The sequence below is a fragment of the Marinomonas sp. A3A genome, from assembly GCF_018336955.1.
Lineage (GTDB): Bacteria > Pseudomonadota > Gammaproteobacteria > Pseudomonadales > Marinomonadaceae > Marinomonas > Marinomonas lutimaris.
In genome coordinates, this window is sequence record NZ_CP025532.1 from 3,898,091 (window position 1) to 3,916,809 (window position 18,719).

General features: G+C 43.7%; 15 protein-coding genes. 10 read left to right on the top strand and 5 right to left on the bottom strand.

Features of this window, described 5'->3' with window-relative positions:
- Positions 1-21 precede the first annotated feature (21 nt).
- From pepQ to CYL31_RS18360, 5 genes are all read left to right on the top strand, one after another.
- Entirely contained in the window at positions 22-1,323 is a 1,302-nt protein-coding gene (pepQ, locus tag CYL31_RS18340; protein WP_212916577.1) for a Xaa-Pro dipeptidase, read from the top strand.
- 302 nt (positions 1,324-1,625) lie between these two features.
- Positions 1,626-2,618, top strand: coding sequence for a tripartite tricarboxylate transporter substrate binding protein (locus tag CYL31_RS18345; RefSeq protein ID WP_212916578.1), 993 nt, complete (start codon positions 1,626-1,628; stop codon positions 2,616-2,618).
- A 79-nt stretch (positions 2,619-2,697) separates the two neighbouring features.
- Positions 2,698-3,213: a tripartite tricarboxylate transporter TctB family protein gene (locus CYL31_RS18350; protein ID WP_212916579.1), complete on the top strand. Its 516-nt coding sequence runs from the start codon at positions 2,698-2,700 to the stop codon at positions 3,211-3,213.
- 7 nt (positions 3,214-3,220) lie between these two features.
- Complete coding sequence (locus tag CYL31_RS18355; RefSeq protein ID WP_212916580.1) at positions 3,221-4,729, top strand: tripartite tricarboxylate transporter permease; 1,509 nt, start codon at positions 3,221-3,223, stop codon at positions 4,727-4,729.
- 402 nt (positions 4,730-5,131) lie between these two features.
- On the top strand, positions 5,132-7,273 hold the full coding sequence (locus tag CYL31_RS18360; RefSeq protein ID WP_212916581.1) for a methyl-accepting chemotaxis protein: 2,142 nt from the start codon (positions 5,132-5,134) through the stop codon (positions 7,271-7,273).
- A 128-nt stretch (positions 7,274-7,401) separates the two neighbouring features.
- Here the strand turns inward: CYL31_RS18360 and CYL31_RS18365 are convergent, their stop codons facing one another.
- Positions 7,402-9,255: a bifunctional sugar phosphate isomerase/epimerase/4-hydroxyphenylpyruvate dioxygenase family protein gene (locus CYL31_RS18365; RefSeq protein WP_212916582.1), complete on the bottom strand. Its 1,854-nt coding sequence runs from the start codon at positions 9,253-9,255 to the stop codon at positions 7,402-7,404.
- Positions 9,256-9,586: 331 nt separating this feature from the next.
- On the opposite strand from CYL31_RS18365, the gene pcaQ reads away from it, so the two are divergent.
- On the top strand, positions 9,587-10,552 hold the full coding sequence (gene pcaQ, locus CYL31_RS18370; RefSeq protein ID WP_212916583.1) for a pca operon transcription factor PcaQ: 966 nt from the start codon (positions 9,587-9,589) through the stop codon (positions 10,550-10,552).
- A gap of 34 nt (positions 10,553-10,586) precedes the next feature.
- Positions 10,587-11,528: an AEC family transporter gene (locus tag CYL31_RS18375; RefSeq protein ID WP_212916584.1), complete on the top strand. Its 942-nt coding sequence runs from the start codon at positions 10,587-10,589 to the stop codon at positions 11,526-11,528.
- 72 nt (positions 11,529-11,600) lie between these two features.
- Here CYL31_RS18375 and aroQ read toward each other — a convergent pair whose 3' ends face one another.
- From aroQ to CYL31_RS18395, 4 genes are all read right to left on the bottom strand, one after another.
- Positions 11,601-12,053: a type II 3-dehydroquinate dehydratase gene (aroQ, locus tag CYL31_RS18380; RefSeq protein WP_212916585.1), complete on the bottom strand. Its 453-nt coding sequence runs from the start codon at positions 12,051-12,053 to the stop codon at positions 11,601-11,603.
- A gap of 59 nt (positions 12,054-12,112) precedes the next feature.
- Positions 12,113-13,045, bottom strand: a complete 933-nt coding sequence (locus CYL31_RS18385) for an AEC family transporter (RefSeq protein ID WP_212916586.1) — start codon at positions 13,043-13,045, stop codon at positions 12,113-12,115.
- Positions 13,046-13,128: 83 nt separating this feature from the next.
- Positions 13,129-13,836, bottom strand: coding sequence for a GntR family transcriptional regulator (locus tag CYL31_RS18390; protein WP_114411290.1), 708 nt, complete (start codon positions 13,834-13,836; stop codon positions 13,129-13,131).
- Positions 13,837-13,990: 154 nt separating this feature from the next.
- Complete coding sequence (locus CYL31_RS18395) at positions 13,991-14,845, bottom strand: shikimate dehydrogenase family protein (RefSeq protein ID WP_212916587.1); 855 nt, start codon at positions 14,843-14,845, stop codon at positions 13,991-13,993.
- Positions 14,846-15,335: 490 nt separating this feature from the next.
- Here CYL31_RS18395 and CYL31_RS18400 point away from each other — a divergent pair, with 490 nt between their 5' ends.
- The 3 genes from CYL31_RS18400 to CYL31_RS18410 all read left to right on the top strand — a co-directional run bounded on the left by CYL31_RS18400 (position 15,336) and on the right by CYL31_RS18410 (position 18,713).
- Positions 15,336-16,550: a LysR family transcriptional regulator gene (locus CYL31_RS18400; protein ID WP_212916588.1), complete on the top strand. Its 1,215-nt coding sequence runs from the start codon at positions 15,336-15,338 to the stop codon at positions 16,548-16,550.
- A 142-nt stretch (positions 16,551-16,692) separates the two neighbouring features.
- On the top strand, positions 16,693-17,640 hold the full coding sequence (locus tag CYL31_RS18405; RefSeq protein ID WP_212916589.1) for a Gfo/Idh/MocA family oxidoreductase: 948 nt from the start codon (positions 16,693-16,695) through the stop codon (positions 17,638-17,640).
- Between the two features lie 92 nt (positions 17,641-17,732).
- Complete coding sequence (locus CYL31_RS18410) at positions 17,733-18,713, top strand: aldo/keto reductase (protein ID WP_212916590.1); 981 nt, start codon at positions 17,733-17,735, stop codon at positions 18,711-18,713.
- Positions 18,714-18,719 lie beyond the last annotated feature (6 nt).

Genomic DNA, 18,719 nt, shown 5'->3' on the forward strand with positions numbered 1-18,719 from the left:
AGCTAACACTTGCAGATAAACATGAGCCCTTCTATGACGACACTCTATCAAGAACATCTTGCCGTTCTCAGTAATCGATATGAAAACGCCATGACACATTTTGGCCTAGACGCCATTGTTTTAGCCTCAGGGGAAAAAAGCTATTATTTCCAGGATGATCACACCCATCCTTTTCATGCCTATTCTGGCGCACAGCAATGGTTACCTTTTACTCTAGGTGCAGAAACCTATGTTGTACTAAAAACGGGCGAAAAGCCGACCTTAATATGGCCTATTCGTGATGATTTTTGGCACGCTCCAAACCCCGTTCCGAGCGGCGATTGGCAACACGATTGGAACATTGTTACCGCACGAAAAGCAGATAAATGGTTTGCAGACTTACCTAAACAAACCGCTTGGCTTGGCCCACAATCGATGCCATTCGCTGTGGCCTGTGAAGGCTTAAAAGCCTATGTAGATTTTGCCAAAGCGGTAAAAACTGATTTCGAAATTCAAGCCATGCGCCAAGCAAGCATGCGCGGCTCTGCCGGTCATATCGCAGCAAAAGAAGCCTTCTTAGCAGGCGGGAGCGAACTAGAAATTCATCTCGCCTTCTTAAAAGCCAGCCAGCAAAGCGCTTTTCAAGAACCCTATCCAGGCATTGTCGGTTTAAACGAGCACGCTGCAGTGCTGCATTATGAACATAAATCCATAGAGCAAATGACGAATTCTCGTACACTGCTTATTGATGCAGGTGCCAACGAGCATGGTTATGCCAGTGACATTACGCGTACCTTTACCCGCCACGATGATGACTTTAACGCCTTGATCAATGACCTCGATACGATGGAGCAAAAGCTTTGCCGCAGCGCCATGTCTGGTGTTAGCTTCCGAGATTTGCATCAAGACACACTAGTGGGTATTGCGACGTTACTTCTTGAGCATAAGATTTGCTCGTTAAGTGTTGAGGAGCAGTTAACCAAGCGCATTCCACAAGTTTTCTTTCCCCATGGTTTGGGTCACTTGCTTGGCTTGCAGGTTCACGATGTGGGCGGTCATCAAATTGATCAAGCGGGTACATTAAGCAAGCCAGACGATAGTGCTCCATTCTTGCGCCTCACCAGAACATTAGAGAAAAATATGGTGATCACCATAGAGCCTGGCTTATATTTTATTCCAATGCTGATCGACAAGATGAAGGCAGAGGTATCAAATCACGGTTGCGATATGGCACGTATTCAGCACTTCATGCCTTATGGCGGCATCCGTATTGAAGACAATGTTGTGGTGAAAAACGACCAGCCAGAAAACCTCACTCGCATCGCTTTTTCCAATCAAGCCTAAGCAAAATCGTTTACTTCTTCATCAATATCAAAGGATTGATATTGATGAAGCCTACAATCTTACTTTTTTCTGGCCGAATCTCCCGTAATTTACATATTTAAACTTAGTCATCTATAACTAAAAGACAATAAAATGAGTAAAATATGGAATACATATAGTATTTATCAATAATCACTCATCGGCTAAGGTTACAACGGTTGCAAAATATCTGTTTAAGGATTAATCAGGTATTTATAGACGATAATAAAAAAAACACTAACCAAGCCAAAACCATCGCAAGATGGACGCTACAGAGGCCCCTAATGAAAAAAACAACAATTGCGTTACTAGCAGCACTATCCCTTACTTCCAGTCTAACTCTCGCTGATTATCCTACCAAAGACATTCAAGGCATTATCCAATGGGGAGCCGGTGGCTCAACTGATACAGTTATGCGCTCTATTGCCCCACACGTTGAAAAAGAGCTTGGCGGCGATATCATCCTGACCAACAAAACTGGCGGCGTTGGTGCTATTGCGACTAAATATGTCAATGCAAAAAAAGCCGACGGTTACACCCTTCTGATGGGCGCCGAAAATCCTCAGATGTATAAAATCCTAGGGCTTTCCAATATCGACTACAGCGATATGATTGCAATAAATGTATTGGCTCGTGGAACGCCAATTATTGTGGCAAACAACGACGCACCATTTAACACCATGCAAGAACTCATCGAGTATACAAAAGCTCATCCAGGCGAAGTAAAATTCGGCTCTACAGGCCCTGGCGGATTAACCTCTATTGTGACTGCCATGCTGGATTCTCAAGTCAAACTAAACTACATCAGCATTCCGTACAATGGTGATGGTCCAGCGTTAACAGCACTACAAGGTGGTGCTATTGATGTAATGCCTGCTGTATTAGGCGCGACCATCGAACAAATTAAAGCGGGCCGAATGAAAGCCATCAGCCTTGTCGACGTGGAGTCAAATAAGCTACTTCCTGACCTTGCGCCTATTACCGATGCATTACCAGGTATGAAATCTTACTTACCATGGGGACCTTTCTTTGGCGTGTTCGTAAAAAAAGGCACACCAGATGAAGCCGTAGAAAAACTACAAGCGGCCTTCCAAAAAGCTGCTTACAACAAGGACTTTGTTGACCTAATGCAAAAGCGCGGTTTTACCATCATGAATATTTCTGGTAAAGAAGCTGATTACTTCCTAGAAGCTTACCGTTCAACGTCTTCTTGGCTAGTACATGACGCTGGTTTTAGTAAGTTCTCACCAGAAGAGTTTGGCATCCGTAAACCATAAGGCAGTCACTCCTTTTTGATCCTAGACGCGACTTACTCACTGTAAGCGCGTCCCATCTTTTGTTTTATCTGGAGTTACAATGTCCAGTCAATCTCCTTCATTAACAACTCGCAAACCCGGCGAGCGTATTTTTTGTTTTCTGCTGGTTTTAGGAAGTGTTTATCTGTTTTGGCAAGCTTATAAAATTTCAGGCTTCAGCTCGTTAAGCTCTCCTGGCGCTTTTCCACTTGCCGCCTCCGCTGCCATGGTACTGGCATCCTGCGTGACGTTTTTGAATACGCTGAAAGCACCAGCCGCAGAAGATGTTCGTTTCGTTTATCACTGCTTCCCGCCAGTAGTGGCGTTTATTATGGCGTTGATTCTCATCTATTCAGTGGTTTTAGAAAGTCTAGGATTCGTTCTGACAAGCTTTGTTTTTCTGTTTATTTCCATCCAGTTTTTATATCGACGCAGTCCACTCACGACGCTCGCTATTACATTGCTATCACTGATTGTTGTGTACATTATTTTCCGCCTCGTTTTTCAAGTCGTGCTTCCCGAAGGCATAATGCCTGAGCGCGAAATTCTATCCTCAATAACATCTTTGTGGAGATAGTCATCTTATGGATGCTTTTAATTATTTCGCCATGTCTTGGCTGTCCCCAGAATTACTAGGCTTAACAGCGCTAGGTACTTTCTTAGGGATTTATGTCGGCGCGATTCCCGGCTTATCGGTCACTATGGCCGTTTCTATTTTGATCTCGTTTACGTTCTCATGGGACGTGAATTACGCACTGTGTCTTATGGTTGGCGTCTATATGGGCGGAGTTTATGGTGGTTCTCGTACCGCTATATTACTCAATATCCCAGGCGCACCTTCCGCGATTGCTACGGCATTAGACGGTTACCCGTTGGCGAAAAAAGGCTTAGCTGGGGAAGCCATTGGTTTGTCTACGGTTATGTCCGTGGTCGGTGGTTTTGTCGGCATTATCGTCTTGGCGATTGCGGCACCGACAGTGAGTGAGTTTGCCATCACCTTTCAACCACGTGATTACATGATGTTGGGCATACTCGGCATTATGTTAGTAGGCTCTTTGTCTGGTAGCAGTTTGGCACGAGGTATTTTTGCGGGCGCTCTTGGACTATTGATAGGTACCGTTGGTCTAGACCCTATGACAGCTGAGGAGCGCTTTACGTTTGGCGTGGTCGAGCTTTGGGATGGCATTAACCCTGTTGCGGTGATGATTGGTATGTTTGGTATCTCTGAAGCCTTGCATCAGTTACACCATATGAACAAAGCCGTAGTGAAGCAGAAGATATCTCGCATCATTCCGAAATGGTCAGACATTAAAAAGTACATGCCACTTAGTCTACAAACCTCTTTCATTGGTGTGATTGTGGGAGCGCTGCCGGGAACCGGCGGTGATATTGCCGCTCTGATGGCTTACGACCACGCTAAACGCGTTACCAAAAATCCAAAAGTTCCATTTGGAGAAGGCGCTAAAGAAGGCTTGATCGCACCAGAATCGGCGAATAACGCCGCAGTCGGTGGTGCTTATATTCCAATGTTAACTTTGGGAATTCCTGGCGACGCAGTAACCGCGGTATTCATTGGCGCCTTGTTTATACATGGTTTGAATCCAGGTCCTTTGCTGTTAGTCGAACAACCTCACATGTTCTGGTTTACCGTCGGCAACCTAACATTAGCCAATATTTTCGTGCTGATCTTTGGCTTAACTGGCATCAAACTATTCTCGAAAATCGTCGAATGCCCTAAAGGCATTTTGATTCCGCTGATTTTCCTTTTATCTATTGTTGGCGCTTATGCAATTAACAATGCCATTACAGATATTTGGTGGATGTTAGCCTTTGGCGTGTTTGGCTACTTTATGCGCCTCTATGGTTTTCCGGTTGGCCCTGTAATCTTAGGTGTAATTCTGAGTTCACTAACCGATGAAAACTGGCGTCGTGCCATTCTGACGGAGCGCGGCAGCGTAAGCGATTTGTTTATCAATATGCTCCATAGCCCACTATCAACCGTATTGTTCAGCGTGATTGTATTGATCCTCTTTACTAAATCTCCTATTTGGACGAAATGGTTAAAACGGAAAGTTTTTCGCCCATCTGCATAGCTTTTTATTAGCAATAAACAAACACCGGCTGTCTCGTTTAATCAATGACACAGCCGGTTTTTTTAGGCTCCACCATTCAAAAATACTTATTATTGATTCTTGGCTAATCCTTCAATTTACATCTGAAAGCGCCATATTGTTGATTCTTATCGCCAAAACGAACCAATCTGGAGCAATAAAAACCATAAAAAAACCAATACGGTGCAAGCCTAAAATATCAAGATTAAATAAAACACTGTTTTATTCTTTATATCCAGTCGAATTATAATGTCACTTTATAAGTTTGCAGTACATCAAACTAAAGTTTTAAATTGAGAAAACAATGGCAAAAAAATTGCTTTTTTAAAGCTCCCCTAAGCGCCTGCAACGAAGTAGTGCTTAACGCAATGGAGCGATATAGACATGAGTTTGAAAAGCAATCAGATGTTACTTTCAGCAAAAGAACGTCGTTGGTTACCTTGGTTTGGCAATACTGGTCGACTCTCTCTTTTTTGGTCATGCTACTTAAATAAAGAAACCTATCCTAATATCGAAAAAACCTTTGAAAGCATTGCCAACACAAGGGTAAAACTACTCAATACTTGGGTAAATAATCAATGGTCGCAGTTGGATGTTTTGTTAGAAATCATCACCGGCTCATTCCCATATATTGAACAAGAAGCGCTAGAAGAACGCCTAAACATAGTGCCTGATGTATCCGAATATTTTGTGATTGATACTCAAGGCAAAGTGCTCAAATCCACATACAAAGATCGCGTTAATAAAATAGACTTACAAGCTAAAGCAGTAGAAGCTGGCTTAAATCATCAGTTCCTCCATGGACCTTATGTGGACCAAAACACGCTAAGCATTGGTGCTTCCAGCTCAAAATTCCATGATGCAGTGACCCTGATGTTCTATCTGCCAATTAAACAAAACGGTGTCAGCGTAGGTGCCATTTGCGCTCGTGTTCCCAATGATGTTGTTGGCGACCTGATTCAGCGCGAAGCCGGACATATTTATAAAGAATCCGGCGACAACTATTTGTTCATGGTGAAATCTGAGTTCGACAAATCCCTACTACCCGGAACAGCGCTTTCCCGTTCACGTTTTGAAGACAATACCTTCAGCCATGGAGAGAATCTAAAAGGCGGAATCACAACAAATTGGGGAGCTGTAAAAGTTCAACAGCATACCGAATTTGAAATCCGCTTTACTGACCCAGCAACAAAAGAATTGCATCCAGGGGTACGAGAAACCATTAAAAACGGTCAGAATCTTTTTGTAACTTACCCAGGCTATTCTGACTATCGACACATTCCCGTTATCGGTAAAGGCGTCACCTTTCAGTTAAAAGGCAGCCCAGACACATGGGGAATGATGTGTGAAAGCGATTTGGAAGAAGTCTATCGTCGTCGCTCTATCAATCTAAAATTAATGAAAAGCTACCTAATGGCCTCCAGTGTTCCTCTTGTCGTTAGTACCTCATTACAAGCCTACACCAATTTATCCATCGTCTTGACCAGCGTGGCGGCTTTCGCCAGCTTAGGCGTTGCTGGGCTGCTGTTTAATAGGCTCAGCACCAAAAAAATAAGCAATAGCATGAGCCAAATGACAGAAGTGATTCAAACCATCGCCGAAGGTGAAGGCAACCTTAAACAACGCCTTGACGACGACCTCGCTAATGACGAAACCGGCGATATGGGACGCTGGATGAACAGCTTTATCGATAACCTAGATACCACCATGGGACAAGTTATCTCTGCCAGCACCAACGTTAAAAAGTCTAATGACTTTATGGTTCGTACTAATGAAGAAGCTAGCCAAGCCTCACATTATCTCGAGTCCACCGTAGAAAGCATGCTTAACGTATTTCAACAACAAATAAACGAAGTGCAAAACGCATCGAAAACCGCGGATGATTTGAAGCAAGCGATGAATCAAGTAGCAGCAGAAACACAATCTCGCTTGCTAGACGCCAAAAAAGGCACACAAGAAATACGCGATGTAGTACGTGCCACGGCGGAATCAGTAAAGTCACTAGATCAAAAAACCAATGAAGTTGCCGGTATCATTACCACCATCTCGGACATCACCAACCAAACTAATTTATTGGCATTAAACGCCGCTATTGAGGCCGCAAGAGCGGGCGAACATGGACGTGGATTTTCCGTGGTGGCCGATGAAGTACGCAGTCTAGCGTCCAAAACAGCCGCCGCTGCAGAAGAAATACAATCCATGCTAGAAGGTATTCAGGAAGAAACACGCAGTGCGGTGAGTTTTATGGAAAAAGGCGCAGAAAATGTCGATAAAAATCTCATGGCAAACGAACAAACCAACACTGGCGACAGTGCCTTGTATGCCTTAGTCGACACCATGTTTGAGACTATTTTATTGCTCAATGAAAGCAACAAAGAAAATGCAAAAACTGCCCATGAAATGGGTGCAGCGACAGAACAAATGCAACGCTCGATTGCTGCACTACAAAGACGCTCGTCCCGCGTTGGATTGTCAGCATTAAAACTCAACTCGCTGGTTGGTCAGTTCCAAGTAACCGCCAAATAACAAAAAGACGCAACTGTCTTTTTCACTTTATTAAAGCAAAAAAAACCGGAGGAAGTTTCCTTCCTCCGGCATAGTTTCCTCACAAAAGGATACGCCTAAAATACATCATTCCCCGCAATGACAATGATTTATTTTTTCTCTTGGCGCGCCTGTGAGGCAAGACGGACAAATGCATTCGCTTCGCCATAACGGCTGTAATTACCAACTCGTTGTACAACTTCAAAAAAGACGCCATGCACTTCTTCTGTATAAAAATGGAAGAATTCACCTTCGTCATTTTGGTCATACATGATGTTGTGTGACTGCAATTTTTTAATCATCTCTGCAGGCAAGCCAAAGCGCGCTTCAATATCACGATAATAGTTCTGTGGGATTGGCAGCTGTTTTTCGCTATCAATGTTTTTTGCCGCAGCAAAAATATCATCACAAGCAAACGCAATTTGATGCACACCAGAACCTTTTGATTTCTGAATAAAACGCTGCGCCGACGCGCCACGAGCGTTGGTCATATTCAATGGAATACGTACACGCTTGTCTTTACTTAGCGCGGTACGACTCACGACCAACCCATGAATGTCCGGCAAGTCTTGACTGGCATCGATATCGAAGCCAAACAAGGACTTATAAAAGAAAGTCGCCGATAGAAAATCGGTATTGGAAACCGTTTGGCCAATGTGATCAAAGCGGGTTAAGCCAACGCCTGTTTCGCCTTGAATGCCCTGAATCGGTTTGAAATCCACTTCGAAAAAACGCACTGCAGCATCTGCTGAAACAAGGTACACCAAGCTATCACCAATACCGCGAAGCGCTGGGATATTTAATTCGCCAGGGCCTGCCTGATTATCAAAACGCTCAACTCGATAGCGCTCTGCAAGAGACAAGGTCGCTTTGACGTTTTCAGAGGCAAACGCCATAGCACAAACAGATACTCCATGCTTTTGGAAATGCTCGTGAGCTTGGCTTTTCGGCTCGCGATTAAGGATCAGGTTAATATTGCCCTGGCGCATCAAACTGACGTTTTTAGAACGATGCTTGTGTGTTTCATGGAAACCCAGCTGAGCCAAGGTATTGGTCAGCGCTTCTCCGCTTTCACCTTCAATCGCAAATTCAATAAACTCAACATCGCTCACTTGTGGCGCCACAATCGGAGTGGTTTTTTCTTCACGCTTACTCACTGTTTGGTCATCGAGCCAAATCAATGAACGCATGCCATCAATGGCTTTTTCCAGTGGAGAAGAAGAGCGGAATTCGTCGTTGAAAATTTCATGAGACAAATAGTCATCAAACCCTTTGTCTTTCAAAACTTGTAGAAACTCGACCACTGGCATGTCGCCTTGGCCAGGGAAACAACGGAAATGTCGACTGTATTGCAACACGTCCATCTGTAGACTTGGCGCATCAGCCACTTGCACCAGCGCAATCTTGTTTAAAGGAATGTCATCACGCAGAACATCTAGCGTGTTGCCACGGGAAAACATGTGGAAGGTATCTAAAATTATCCCCAAGTTCGGATGATCAACACGCTTCACTAAATCCCATGCTTCATGATAATCAGCAATATGGAAACCCCAAGCTAGGGCTTCATAACCCAGCATGATGCCTTCTTTTTTAGCTATTTCAGCCAGAGCAAATAAGTCCGCCGCGCAAACATCACGATCCGCAGAAGAATAAGGCTGCACGTTACTGCAAAACAACAAACGATTCGTACCCAGCTCATGAGCAACATCTATTTTGTGTTGCAACATCTTTGCCTTTTGCGAGCGCATTGGCTCAGGCATGCCTTCCATATCGCGGAATGGTTGCAAAGCAATAATTTCCAAGCCTAGATCTTGCGCCATACGGCGCACATCTTTTGGCGAACCATCGAACTGAGTTAAGTCATTCTCGAAGATTTCCACACCTTGGAAGCCAGCTTTTGCCGCCGCTTCGAATTTTTCTCTCAGCGTGCCAGATATGGTTACGGTTGCGAGTGCTGTTTTCATTCTTACGCCCTGACTGTCTACATTTCATAACGAAAACGATATATGAGAAACAAACCTGTTTTTTGCTTCTATATTTACTAATATTGATGCTAGCACAAGACTTTGAAATTGAACGTCATCTTAAGAATGAAATAAAGCGCCAAAAATATATCGAAAAAGGAATACATAGCATCTTTCCAAAAACGTGACATAGGAGTGTAATATAGGAAAATCATTCCCTTATTAGCGCTTGTAATGAGCCTGATTCCTTAGTGTTTCTTACTTAGTGGCTGACTACCTAATAACCAATTAGCAGCGACTGAAACCATGCGTGTACGATGGGAGACTTTTTATGTTAGAAAACCGTATTAAATATCGCCACCTTCAATGTTTTTTAGAAGTCACTCGCCAAGGCAGCGTTGTTCGCGCCGCCGATGTATTAGCTCTCACCCAACCAGCTGTATCAAAAAAACTGAAAGAATTGGAAGACATTTTAGGCGTCAGGCTCTTAGAGCGCAGTAAAAAAGGCGTTGAGTTGACTCCATTCGGCAATGTATTTCTGGAGCACGCTAGCACCAGTGTTGCCGCATTACGAGAAGGCACCGAACGCGTTGTTCAAGCACAACAAAAAGGCATCAGCCGAATCAGTATTGGTGTTTTACCAACCGTTGCGACCAGTATTTTACCGGAATCCGTGAAGCGCTTTCGCACTGGTGGTATTGATGTTCGTCTGCATTTGGTCTCTGGCCCCAACGCCTTATTAATGAGCCAACTAAGAGTTGGCGAATTGGATTTAGTAGTTGGCCGCTTAGGCGTTCCAGAAGCCATGTCTGGCTTGTCATTCCAACATTTGTATTCTGAACAGGTAACTTTTACCGTTCGCCCCAATCACCCATTGTTAACAAAAGAAAACTTCCAAATCGGCGATATTGCCAATTACACCGTGCTCTACCCGCCAAAAGGTTCCATTACCGCACCTTATGTAGATCGTTTTTTATTATCCCAAGGGGTTAGCACTCTCACCGATAGAATCGACACCGTATCAGATTCATTTGGTAAGGAGTTTATTCGCAACAACGATGCAGTGTGGATCATTTCCCGTGGCGTAGTAGCGCGAGAAATTTCGGATGGCGAACTGGATGAATTGCCTATCGACACAAAAGAAACGCTAGGGGCGGTTGGTTTAACAACACGAGCGGACTCGGTGCCGTCTATGGCGCTTAAACTCTTTATGAATGCCATTCGAGATACGGCACAAACCTTAGACAGCTACTACAAACCGATTGATCATCACCATAAAGATGGCCCAGCCATTTAAACTGCTCTTTTAGTTACAAAAACAGGAACCTTAGATGCTGACTATTGTTGCGATCACTACTCCAATTTTTATCATGATTATGTTGGGGTACTTTGCGGTTCGCGTTAAGTTGGTTCCTGGTGACACCATTGCGGGCATGGCGAAAATCGTCATGTATTTCACGCTTCCTGCATTGATTTTTAGCACCTTGGCCAGAATGGAATTTAATGAGGTTATTGTCCCAACCTATCTTGCCACATACGCCATTGGTTCAATCTTAACCCTTCTTATTGGAATGGTGATTAGCTTAAAAATAATGGGGCGTTCTTTAATAGAGAGTACGTTGAAAGGCGCGGGAATGTCCTGTTCAAACTCGGCATTTTTCGCTTATCCTGTGATGTTACTGGCCTTTAGTGATCCCCCAACGGCAGCATTTGCCATGTCATTAATCATAGAAAACATTCTGGTTCTGCCAATCACCTTTGTGATTCTAGAAATAAGCGCTTCCAGAGGACAAGGCTTAAAACCCTCCTACATGCTCTATACCGTGGTAAAAAGGTTGATCAAAAATCCGTTGATTCTGGCCGTCACTGGCGGTGTATTAGCCTCGACCTTTCATCTAGAATTGCCTGCTGTGATTGATCGAGTATTGGTCATGCTATCCGGAGCATCTGCCACACTCGCACTCATTGTACTTGGTGGTTCATTAGTCGGAACCAGCCTAGCAGGCAATGCCAAAGATATTTGCTTTGTCACCACAGGAAAACTAGTACTACATCCATTGATGATTGCTGTCGTGGCACTCTTTATGCCAGAAATGGACCGTAACCTGCTGCTCGGTGGTATCTTGATTGCGGCCGTTCCTATGATGAGTATTTATCCCATTATCGGTAGCCAGTATGGATTCCGTTCTCTTTGTGCAAGTATTTTATTGATCACCACACTGGCGTCATTCGTCACGCTTGCCGTTATTTTGTCTCTGATGGGCTTAAGCTAAGACCATCAGAAAGACAAAAATGGATTATAAATGAGTATTTTGAATCTGTTTTTAACAAAGTATTAGCAAGCACTAAGCTTTGATCTTATGCACTAAGCCCTGAATCCCCAACACATACCCTTGAACGCCCATACCAACGACAATTCCCGTTGCTGCAGGGGAAATATAAGAATGATGACGGAAGGCTTCACGAGCGTGTACATTGGAAATGTGGACTTCAATCACTGGCACATCCGCGCCTTTTATCGCATCGTGAAGCGCAACAGATGTATGAGTATAAGCACCTGGATTGAATACCACACCCAATACTTCGCCCGCTTTAATACGACGTCCCGCTTCATGAATGAGGTCAATCAAAACACCTTCATGGTTAGATTGATGGCATTCCACCTCATGACCTAATGATGCCGCCGCTTCACGACACATAGCTTCAACATCAGCGAGCGTCTCGTAACCATAAGTTGCTGGCTCACGAGTGCCAAGTAAATTTAAATTTGGACCGTTTAATACCATGATGGTAGACATAATAATTGCTCCTATAAATCAATATAAATATTCAAACAAACTGGGGGATGGTCTTACTCTTATACAAAGAATCGCAATAAGACGCTCAAGGTAAAAAATGACAACACAGTGGTTATTAACAAAGTGCTGGCGCAAAAACTGCGCGCGCCATATGCCCCGCAAACAATGGGATAAGTGCTAAACATAGGCACTGAAGCGAATATAATTACCGCGATTTTGAATTCGTTTGCCATGTTAGGTGTAAGCAACAAGAACAAGGTAACCAGCACTGGAAACAGCACTAACTTACCAGCAGCCACCAGCAAAATAGGGCTTAGTTGACCTTTAATAGATACGCCAACTAAAGAGCCGCCAATCACAATAAGCGCAGCTGCAGAAGCCGATGCAGCCAGTAAATCCAAGCCTTTGCCAATAAAGTTCGGCAAACCTAGTTCAAAAATAGAAAACGTTAGGCCAGCGACTAACGCAATTAATAATGGATTAGTCGAGATGCGCTTTAAAACAACAATGAAAAGCGCTTTACCACTGCTTTCACTCTTACCCAACACTGTTTCTATAAAAATTAAGCAAATTGGCAGAAAGATAATATTTTCGACCATCAACGACATCACAAATGCCTGCGTCAAAGGAGGATCAAAAAACTGTAATAGGACAGGAAAGCCAATAAAAGCACTGTTTGACATGGTTGCCCCAACACCTCTTACGCCAGCATCAACCAAACCACTTTTAAGCAATCGCCAGCTCAGCAACACAGTAATAAAAAAAGTCGCTAAACCACTCGCTGCATACACAGCAAGATAGTCAAAATGCAGGACTTCTTTCAGCTCCATGCTTGATAATTTCATAAAAATCAAAGCAGGCAAGGCAAGATACAAAACAAAACGACTTAACCCAGGAATTGCAGCTTGCGGCAGAAAGGAATATCGAACACAGATAAATCCCACAAATATCAAAAAAAAGATCGGTGCTGTGATGTTTATTACGGCTTCCATGTCACCATATCCTCGTGGTTTATTGCGTTATATGCTTTTAACTCGGCTAGAGTTTTCATCATAGAAATCATATCGAATGAGCGTTAAGCGATAGCTTTAGATTTTGTATTGAGCGATATTTTTTCAGGATCTGGTAGGACCAACCCTTTCTGAATATGCGAATCTAAGATAGTCAATACTGACTCAATTTCATCATCAAGAAGGTGTTTAAGCAGTTTCTGATGCTCTTCTACAGAAGCTTGGCCGCGAAATGGCCGGCGGTGTAACGCCAACACCTGATAACGCATATAAAGCTCAATCACTGATGCGTGGTAACGAATCAACTGCTGCGAACCACAATGAGACACCATGGTAACGTGAAAGTCTCGGTCAGCTTTTTCCCATGCCTGAACATGGCTACCTTCATCTTCCATCATCAGCTTTTCAACACAGTTCAAACGAAAATGCGCGCTGATCAAAGCGGACTTCCATTCCATATGACCTATTTTATTTTCCATTGATTTGCGTACTGCCGACAACTCCAACATTTGTCTCAGCTCTAATAATTCACGCAAATCGGCGGTAGAAACGGGTTTTACCGTAAAACCTTTTTGATCTACAAATAGTACAAAACCATCTGATACTAAGCGCATCAAGGTTTCACGTAAGGTATTAACACTGGCACTGTAACGAATACGCAAAGCGTTTAATTTAAGCTTTTCACCTGGAGAAAGCTTACCCGTTACGATATCTGAACGTAGCTGCTCATAAACAGATTGCCCAACCAATTTACGGTCATCGGAGTTAATCATAGAAAATTTTAAAGGCCTTTTCTTTTTCTTGTAAGACCTCTGCACTATATCACGAGCAAAGTTATCTTAGTGGATAAACCAAACTAGAAGACGCCATTTGGCGTCTTCTCTTCATCACTCATTCTATGAATTTATTTAGTTACCAACAATCTCTCTAGATCAATGAGCTCACTACATCGTATTTTTCACGGAATTGATCCCAAACAGGTTTAACATCCGTTACTTCCTGACCAGTGAAGATTTCGAAAGCATCGATTCCTTGATAAAAGAACAAATCAAAGCCTGACACAATTTGCAGACCTTTTTTATTCGCTTCCACTAAGAATTCAGTATCCATTGGGGTGTAAACCGCATCAAATGCCCATTTCTGCACTTGAATCAACTCTGCCGCCAATGGCATGCCAGGGCTTTTCAAATGACCTACAGGCGTGCAGTTTACCAAACCATCAACTTCAGCTGCCGCTTCAGCAATGTCTTCTTTGGCAACAACGCGTGCTTTGTAACCTGCTTCATTAATAGCATCAACCAAAGATTGCGCGCTGCGTTCGCTCAAATCGGTGACCAACACTTCTGTCGCACCCACTTCAAACAAGGCAAAACCAATCGCTCGGCCCACACCACCAGCGCCAATCATCAGTACTTTACCTGCTGGCAAATCCCCAACTCGGCCTTTATAGCCTCGGATAAAGCCCGTGTAATCAGTATTAAAAGCACAGACTTTGCCGTCTTTTAGTAACAAGGTATTGCTGGCGCCAACTTTCTTCACCGCGTCGTTTACTTCATCCGCACTGTCAATGGCAATTTGTTTATAGGGAAAAGTCACATTCGTACCGACAAAGCCTAAAGCACGAATTTCAGCAAGCTTGGCGTTAAAGGATTCAGCCGTTTCATCTTCTGGCACTTGCAACTGGTAATCCACTGGCAACTGCTTTAGTTCACCCAACATCATGTGTAGAGAAGGAGATCGAGAAGCGGCAATAGCCTGACCAATTAGACCTAAATGTAACATTGTAATTGCCTCCAACGTATTCCAAAAAAGAATGTCATAGCGTTAATAATTGAGAATTAGAAGATAAAAAAACGCTGCTACTAACAGTGTGTTAATGCTCTATTAAGGAGTCCTTCTGGAACGAAACCCCTTGTTAAGTCTTACGTAAGCAACACAGGTCACTGATACAAAAACGCTTCTTTTATCAAAGATAGAAGAAGCGTATACCAAAACTCGTGTTTTGTTGTATGACAATTTGACATGTATTTTGAGTGAAAAAATTATATCAGCATTACCTGTATCAAACAGCAGGCATCAAAACAAACGAACAATAAAAAAGTTGTACCCAAATCTATTATTACCATTTGAAAAATAGAACGCATTATTTCCATGTATTCTAGATGATCAGGCCATTCTGGTTGCATATATCAAACAATCAGAGATTAATCTTAATCCTTGATTCCTTTGATATTCATTTTTGATATAGTTTATAAAAAACTAAGGAGGTCTCATGGAGATAGCAATTCCCAACTTACGGCATTTACGGGTATTTCTAGCAGTCGCAGAACTAAAAAGCATCACCCGAGCTTCTGAACATATCTTTTTATCTCAGCCAGCTATCACGCAAGCCATCGCCAAGCTAGAAGGCTTATTAGGTGCACCGCTTTTTGAGCGCCATTCAGATGGCATGTATCCCACACCGTCAGGCGAGGTATGGCAAAACCGTGTTAGTCGCGCCATAGATTACATTCAAACCGCCACACAAGAAATCGTTAAAGACGCGACTCAAAAAGAACGTACACCTAAAAATCTCATCGCCTTAATTAGCACCACACAATTAAGAGCTTTAATTGCTGTGAGCGAAGCGCAAAACTTCAGCATTGCGAGCCGAAATCTAGCTGTGTCGCAGTCTTCAGTGCATCGTGCGGCTCGTGACTTAGAGCGCCTGCTCGGCGTTATATTATTCGAAAAAAACAGCTTAGGCACCAGCGCAACCAAAGCAGCTCAAATCTTAGCAAAAGCAACAAAATTGGCCTTCAGCGAATTACGCCAAGGCATTTACGAGATCAACGCCTTACAGTTTAAAGATGTCAGTACTATCACAATAGGCAGCATGCCTTTGGCACGTATGACCATTTTGCCAAAATCGATTTTACAGTTTAACGAGCGTCATCCTGATGTGAACATCAATGTAACCGAAGGTCCGTATGCGGATTTGCTTCATCACCTACGCCAAGGCGACATCGACATTATATTAGGTGCCTTACGTCATCCAACACCGGCGGATGATGTGGTTCAGGAAGAATTATGGGCGCCACCATTGTCGGTAGTGGCTCGTAAAGATCATCCATTAATGAGCAAAAGCACCATCAGCGCACAAGACCTCGCCGAGTTTGCTTGGGTCGTTCCCGCCAAAGGCACACCGACTAGGCAAGCTTTCGAAGACATTTTCAAAGACGCTGGTATCGCCTTACCAACACGATTGGTTGAATCCAGTTCACAGATACTTATTCGTGAGCTATTAATCGAAAGCGATCGGTTGACTCTCATCTCGGCACACCAAGTGGAGCGAGAAATTAATATTGAATTGCTCAATGTCATCAACTTTCCGTTGGACCATACACGCCGACCAATTGGGCTTTGTGTGCGAAAAAGCTGGCTTCCGACCGTCACTCAATCCCACTTTCTGAGTTTATTACGAGATATCTCAGAACATTTTCGGTGAAAGCTAAAAACTGTCATTGCAAAAAATGAATAGCTTATGCGGTTAATGGATTACCCCCAAGAGGCGACGAATGTTAGATTCTTTAATAATATCAAAGCCTAATTTTTTAAAATAACAGACTCATATTTACAGGAGCTGACTAATGAGAATTTGTATCGCTGGTGCATCAGGCGCTTTCGGCATGAAACACATGGACGCCATTAAGGCGATTGAAGGTGCAGAAGTCGTTTCTGTGGTTGGCACAAAAATCGATGCGATTAAAGCCTTCGCTGAAGAGCGCGGTGTTCATCACTACACAACGGATCTAGCAGAAAGCCTAGCTCGTGATGACGTTGATGCGGTAATCCTAGCTACCCCAACTCAAATGCACGCAGCACAAACGATTCAATGCCTAGAAGCTGGCAAACATGTTATGTCTGAAATTCCAATGGCAGACAACATTGAAGACGCTCGCAAAGTGGTTGAAGTACAAAAGAAAACTGGCCTAGTTGCCATGGCAGGACACACTCGTCGCTTCAATCCTTCGCACCAGTGGATTCATAACAAGATAATGGCTGGCGAATTAAACGTTCAACAAATGGACGTGCAAACCTACTTTTTCCGCCGTTCCAACAAAAACGCCCTTGGCCAAGCACGTTCTTGGACTGACCACCTTCTATGGCACCATGCTTGCCACACTGTGGATTTGTTCCAGTACCAAACTGGCGAAACAGCAAGCAAGGTTCAAGCACTTCAAGGTCCGATCCATCCTGAACTGAGCATCGCCATGGACATGAGCATTGGTATGAAAGTGCCTAACGGTGCAATCTGTACGCTATCTTTGTCCTTCAATAACGACGGTCCATTCGGTACTTTCTTCCGTTATATTTGCGATAATGGCACTTATATCGCGCGCTACGACGATCTATTCGACGGCAGCGAAAACAAGATTGACCTATCTGGCGTAGCGGTTTCAAATAACGGCATCGAACTACAAGACAGAGAATTCATTGCAGCGATTCAAGAAGGTCGTGCACCAAACTCTTGTGTGACTCAAGCCATTGAAGCGATGGAAACCCTACATCGCTTAGAAGAATGCCTAGAAGCCTAGGTCGCAATAGTCTAAAGTGACAAGACTCTAAAGTGACTCAACAACACTCAAACGGGGAGCTTCGGCTCCCTGTTTTTATTAAGGATATTGTTATGTCAAAACACCCTCACTTAGCCAGCCCCAAAATCGGCTTAGGCTGCATGAACCTATCCCATGCTTATGGCTCACCGGTTGAAGAAGATCAAGCTATCAAGGCACTTCATCAAGCTTTTGAAATGGGCTATCGCCATTTTGATACCGCGACTTTATATGGCGGCGGCAACAATGAGCTTTTGGTTGGCAAAGCGCTAAAAGATCGCCGAGATGAAATCTTCCTCGCCAGCAAATGTGGCATGGCGATGGTGGATGGCAAAAAAGAGATTAACGGCCGACCAGAAAACATCCGTAAGCAATGCGAAGACAGCCTAAAACGCCTGCAAACAGAGCATATCGATTTGTATTATTTGCATCGCTTGGACTTCAATGTGCCCATCGAAGAAAGCGCAGGCGCACTGGGTGAGCTAGTAAAAGAAGGCAAAATTGGAGCCATTGGTTTATCCGAAGTGTCCGCCGAAACCTTAACCCGTGCCCATAGCGAATACCCTATTAGCGCCCTTCAGTCCGAATACTCTTTATGGACACGCAATCCAGAAATCGCGGTTTTAGAAGCCTGTAAAAAATTAGATATTACTTTTGTCGCTTTCAGCCCAGTAGCACGCGGGTTCTTAACCGGTACTCTGAAAGACATCGCCGATTTAGAAGCCAAAGATATTCGTAATAACATGCCACGCTTTAACGCCGAGCATTACCCGAATAATCTTGCCTTGTTGAACGATTACTTTGCCCTTGCCAAAGACATCGGCTGTACTCCAGCGCAACTGGCTTTGGCTTGGCTCACCGCAAAAGATGAAAATATTGTCCCTATTCCGGGCACTCGTTCGGTTAACCATATGAGAGACAATTTTGAAGCGGCGCAATTAAAGCTAGATGCCAAACAAGTCAGCTTGCTAGACGAGATGATTAATCAAAATAACGTCCACGGCACGCGATATACCGCAGCCCAACAAGCCGAAATCGATACAGAAGAGTTTTAACCTTAG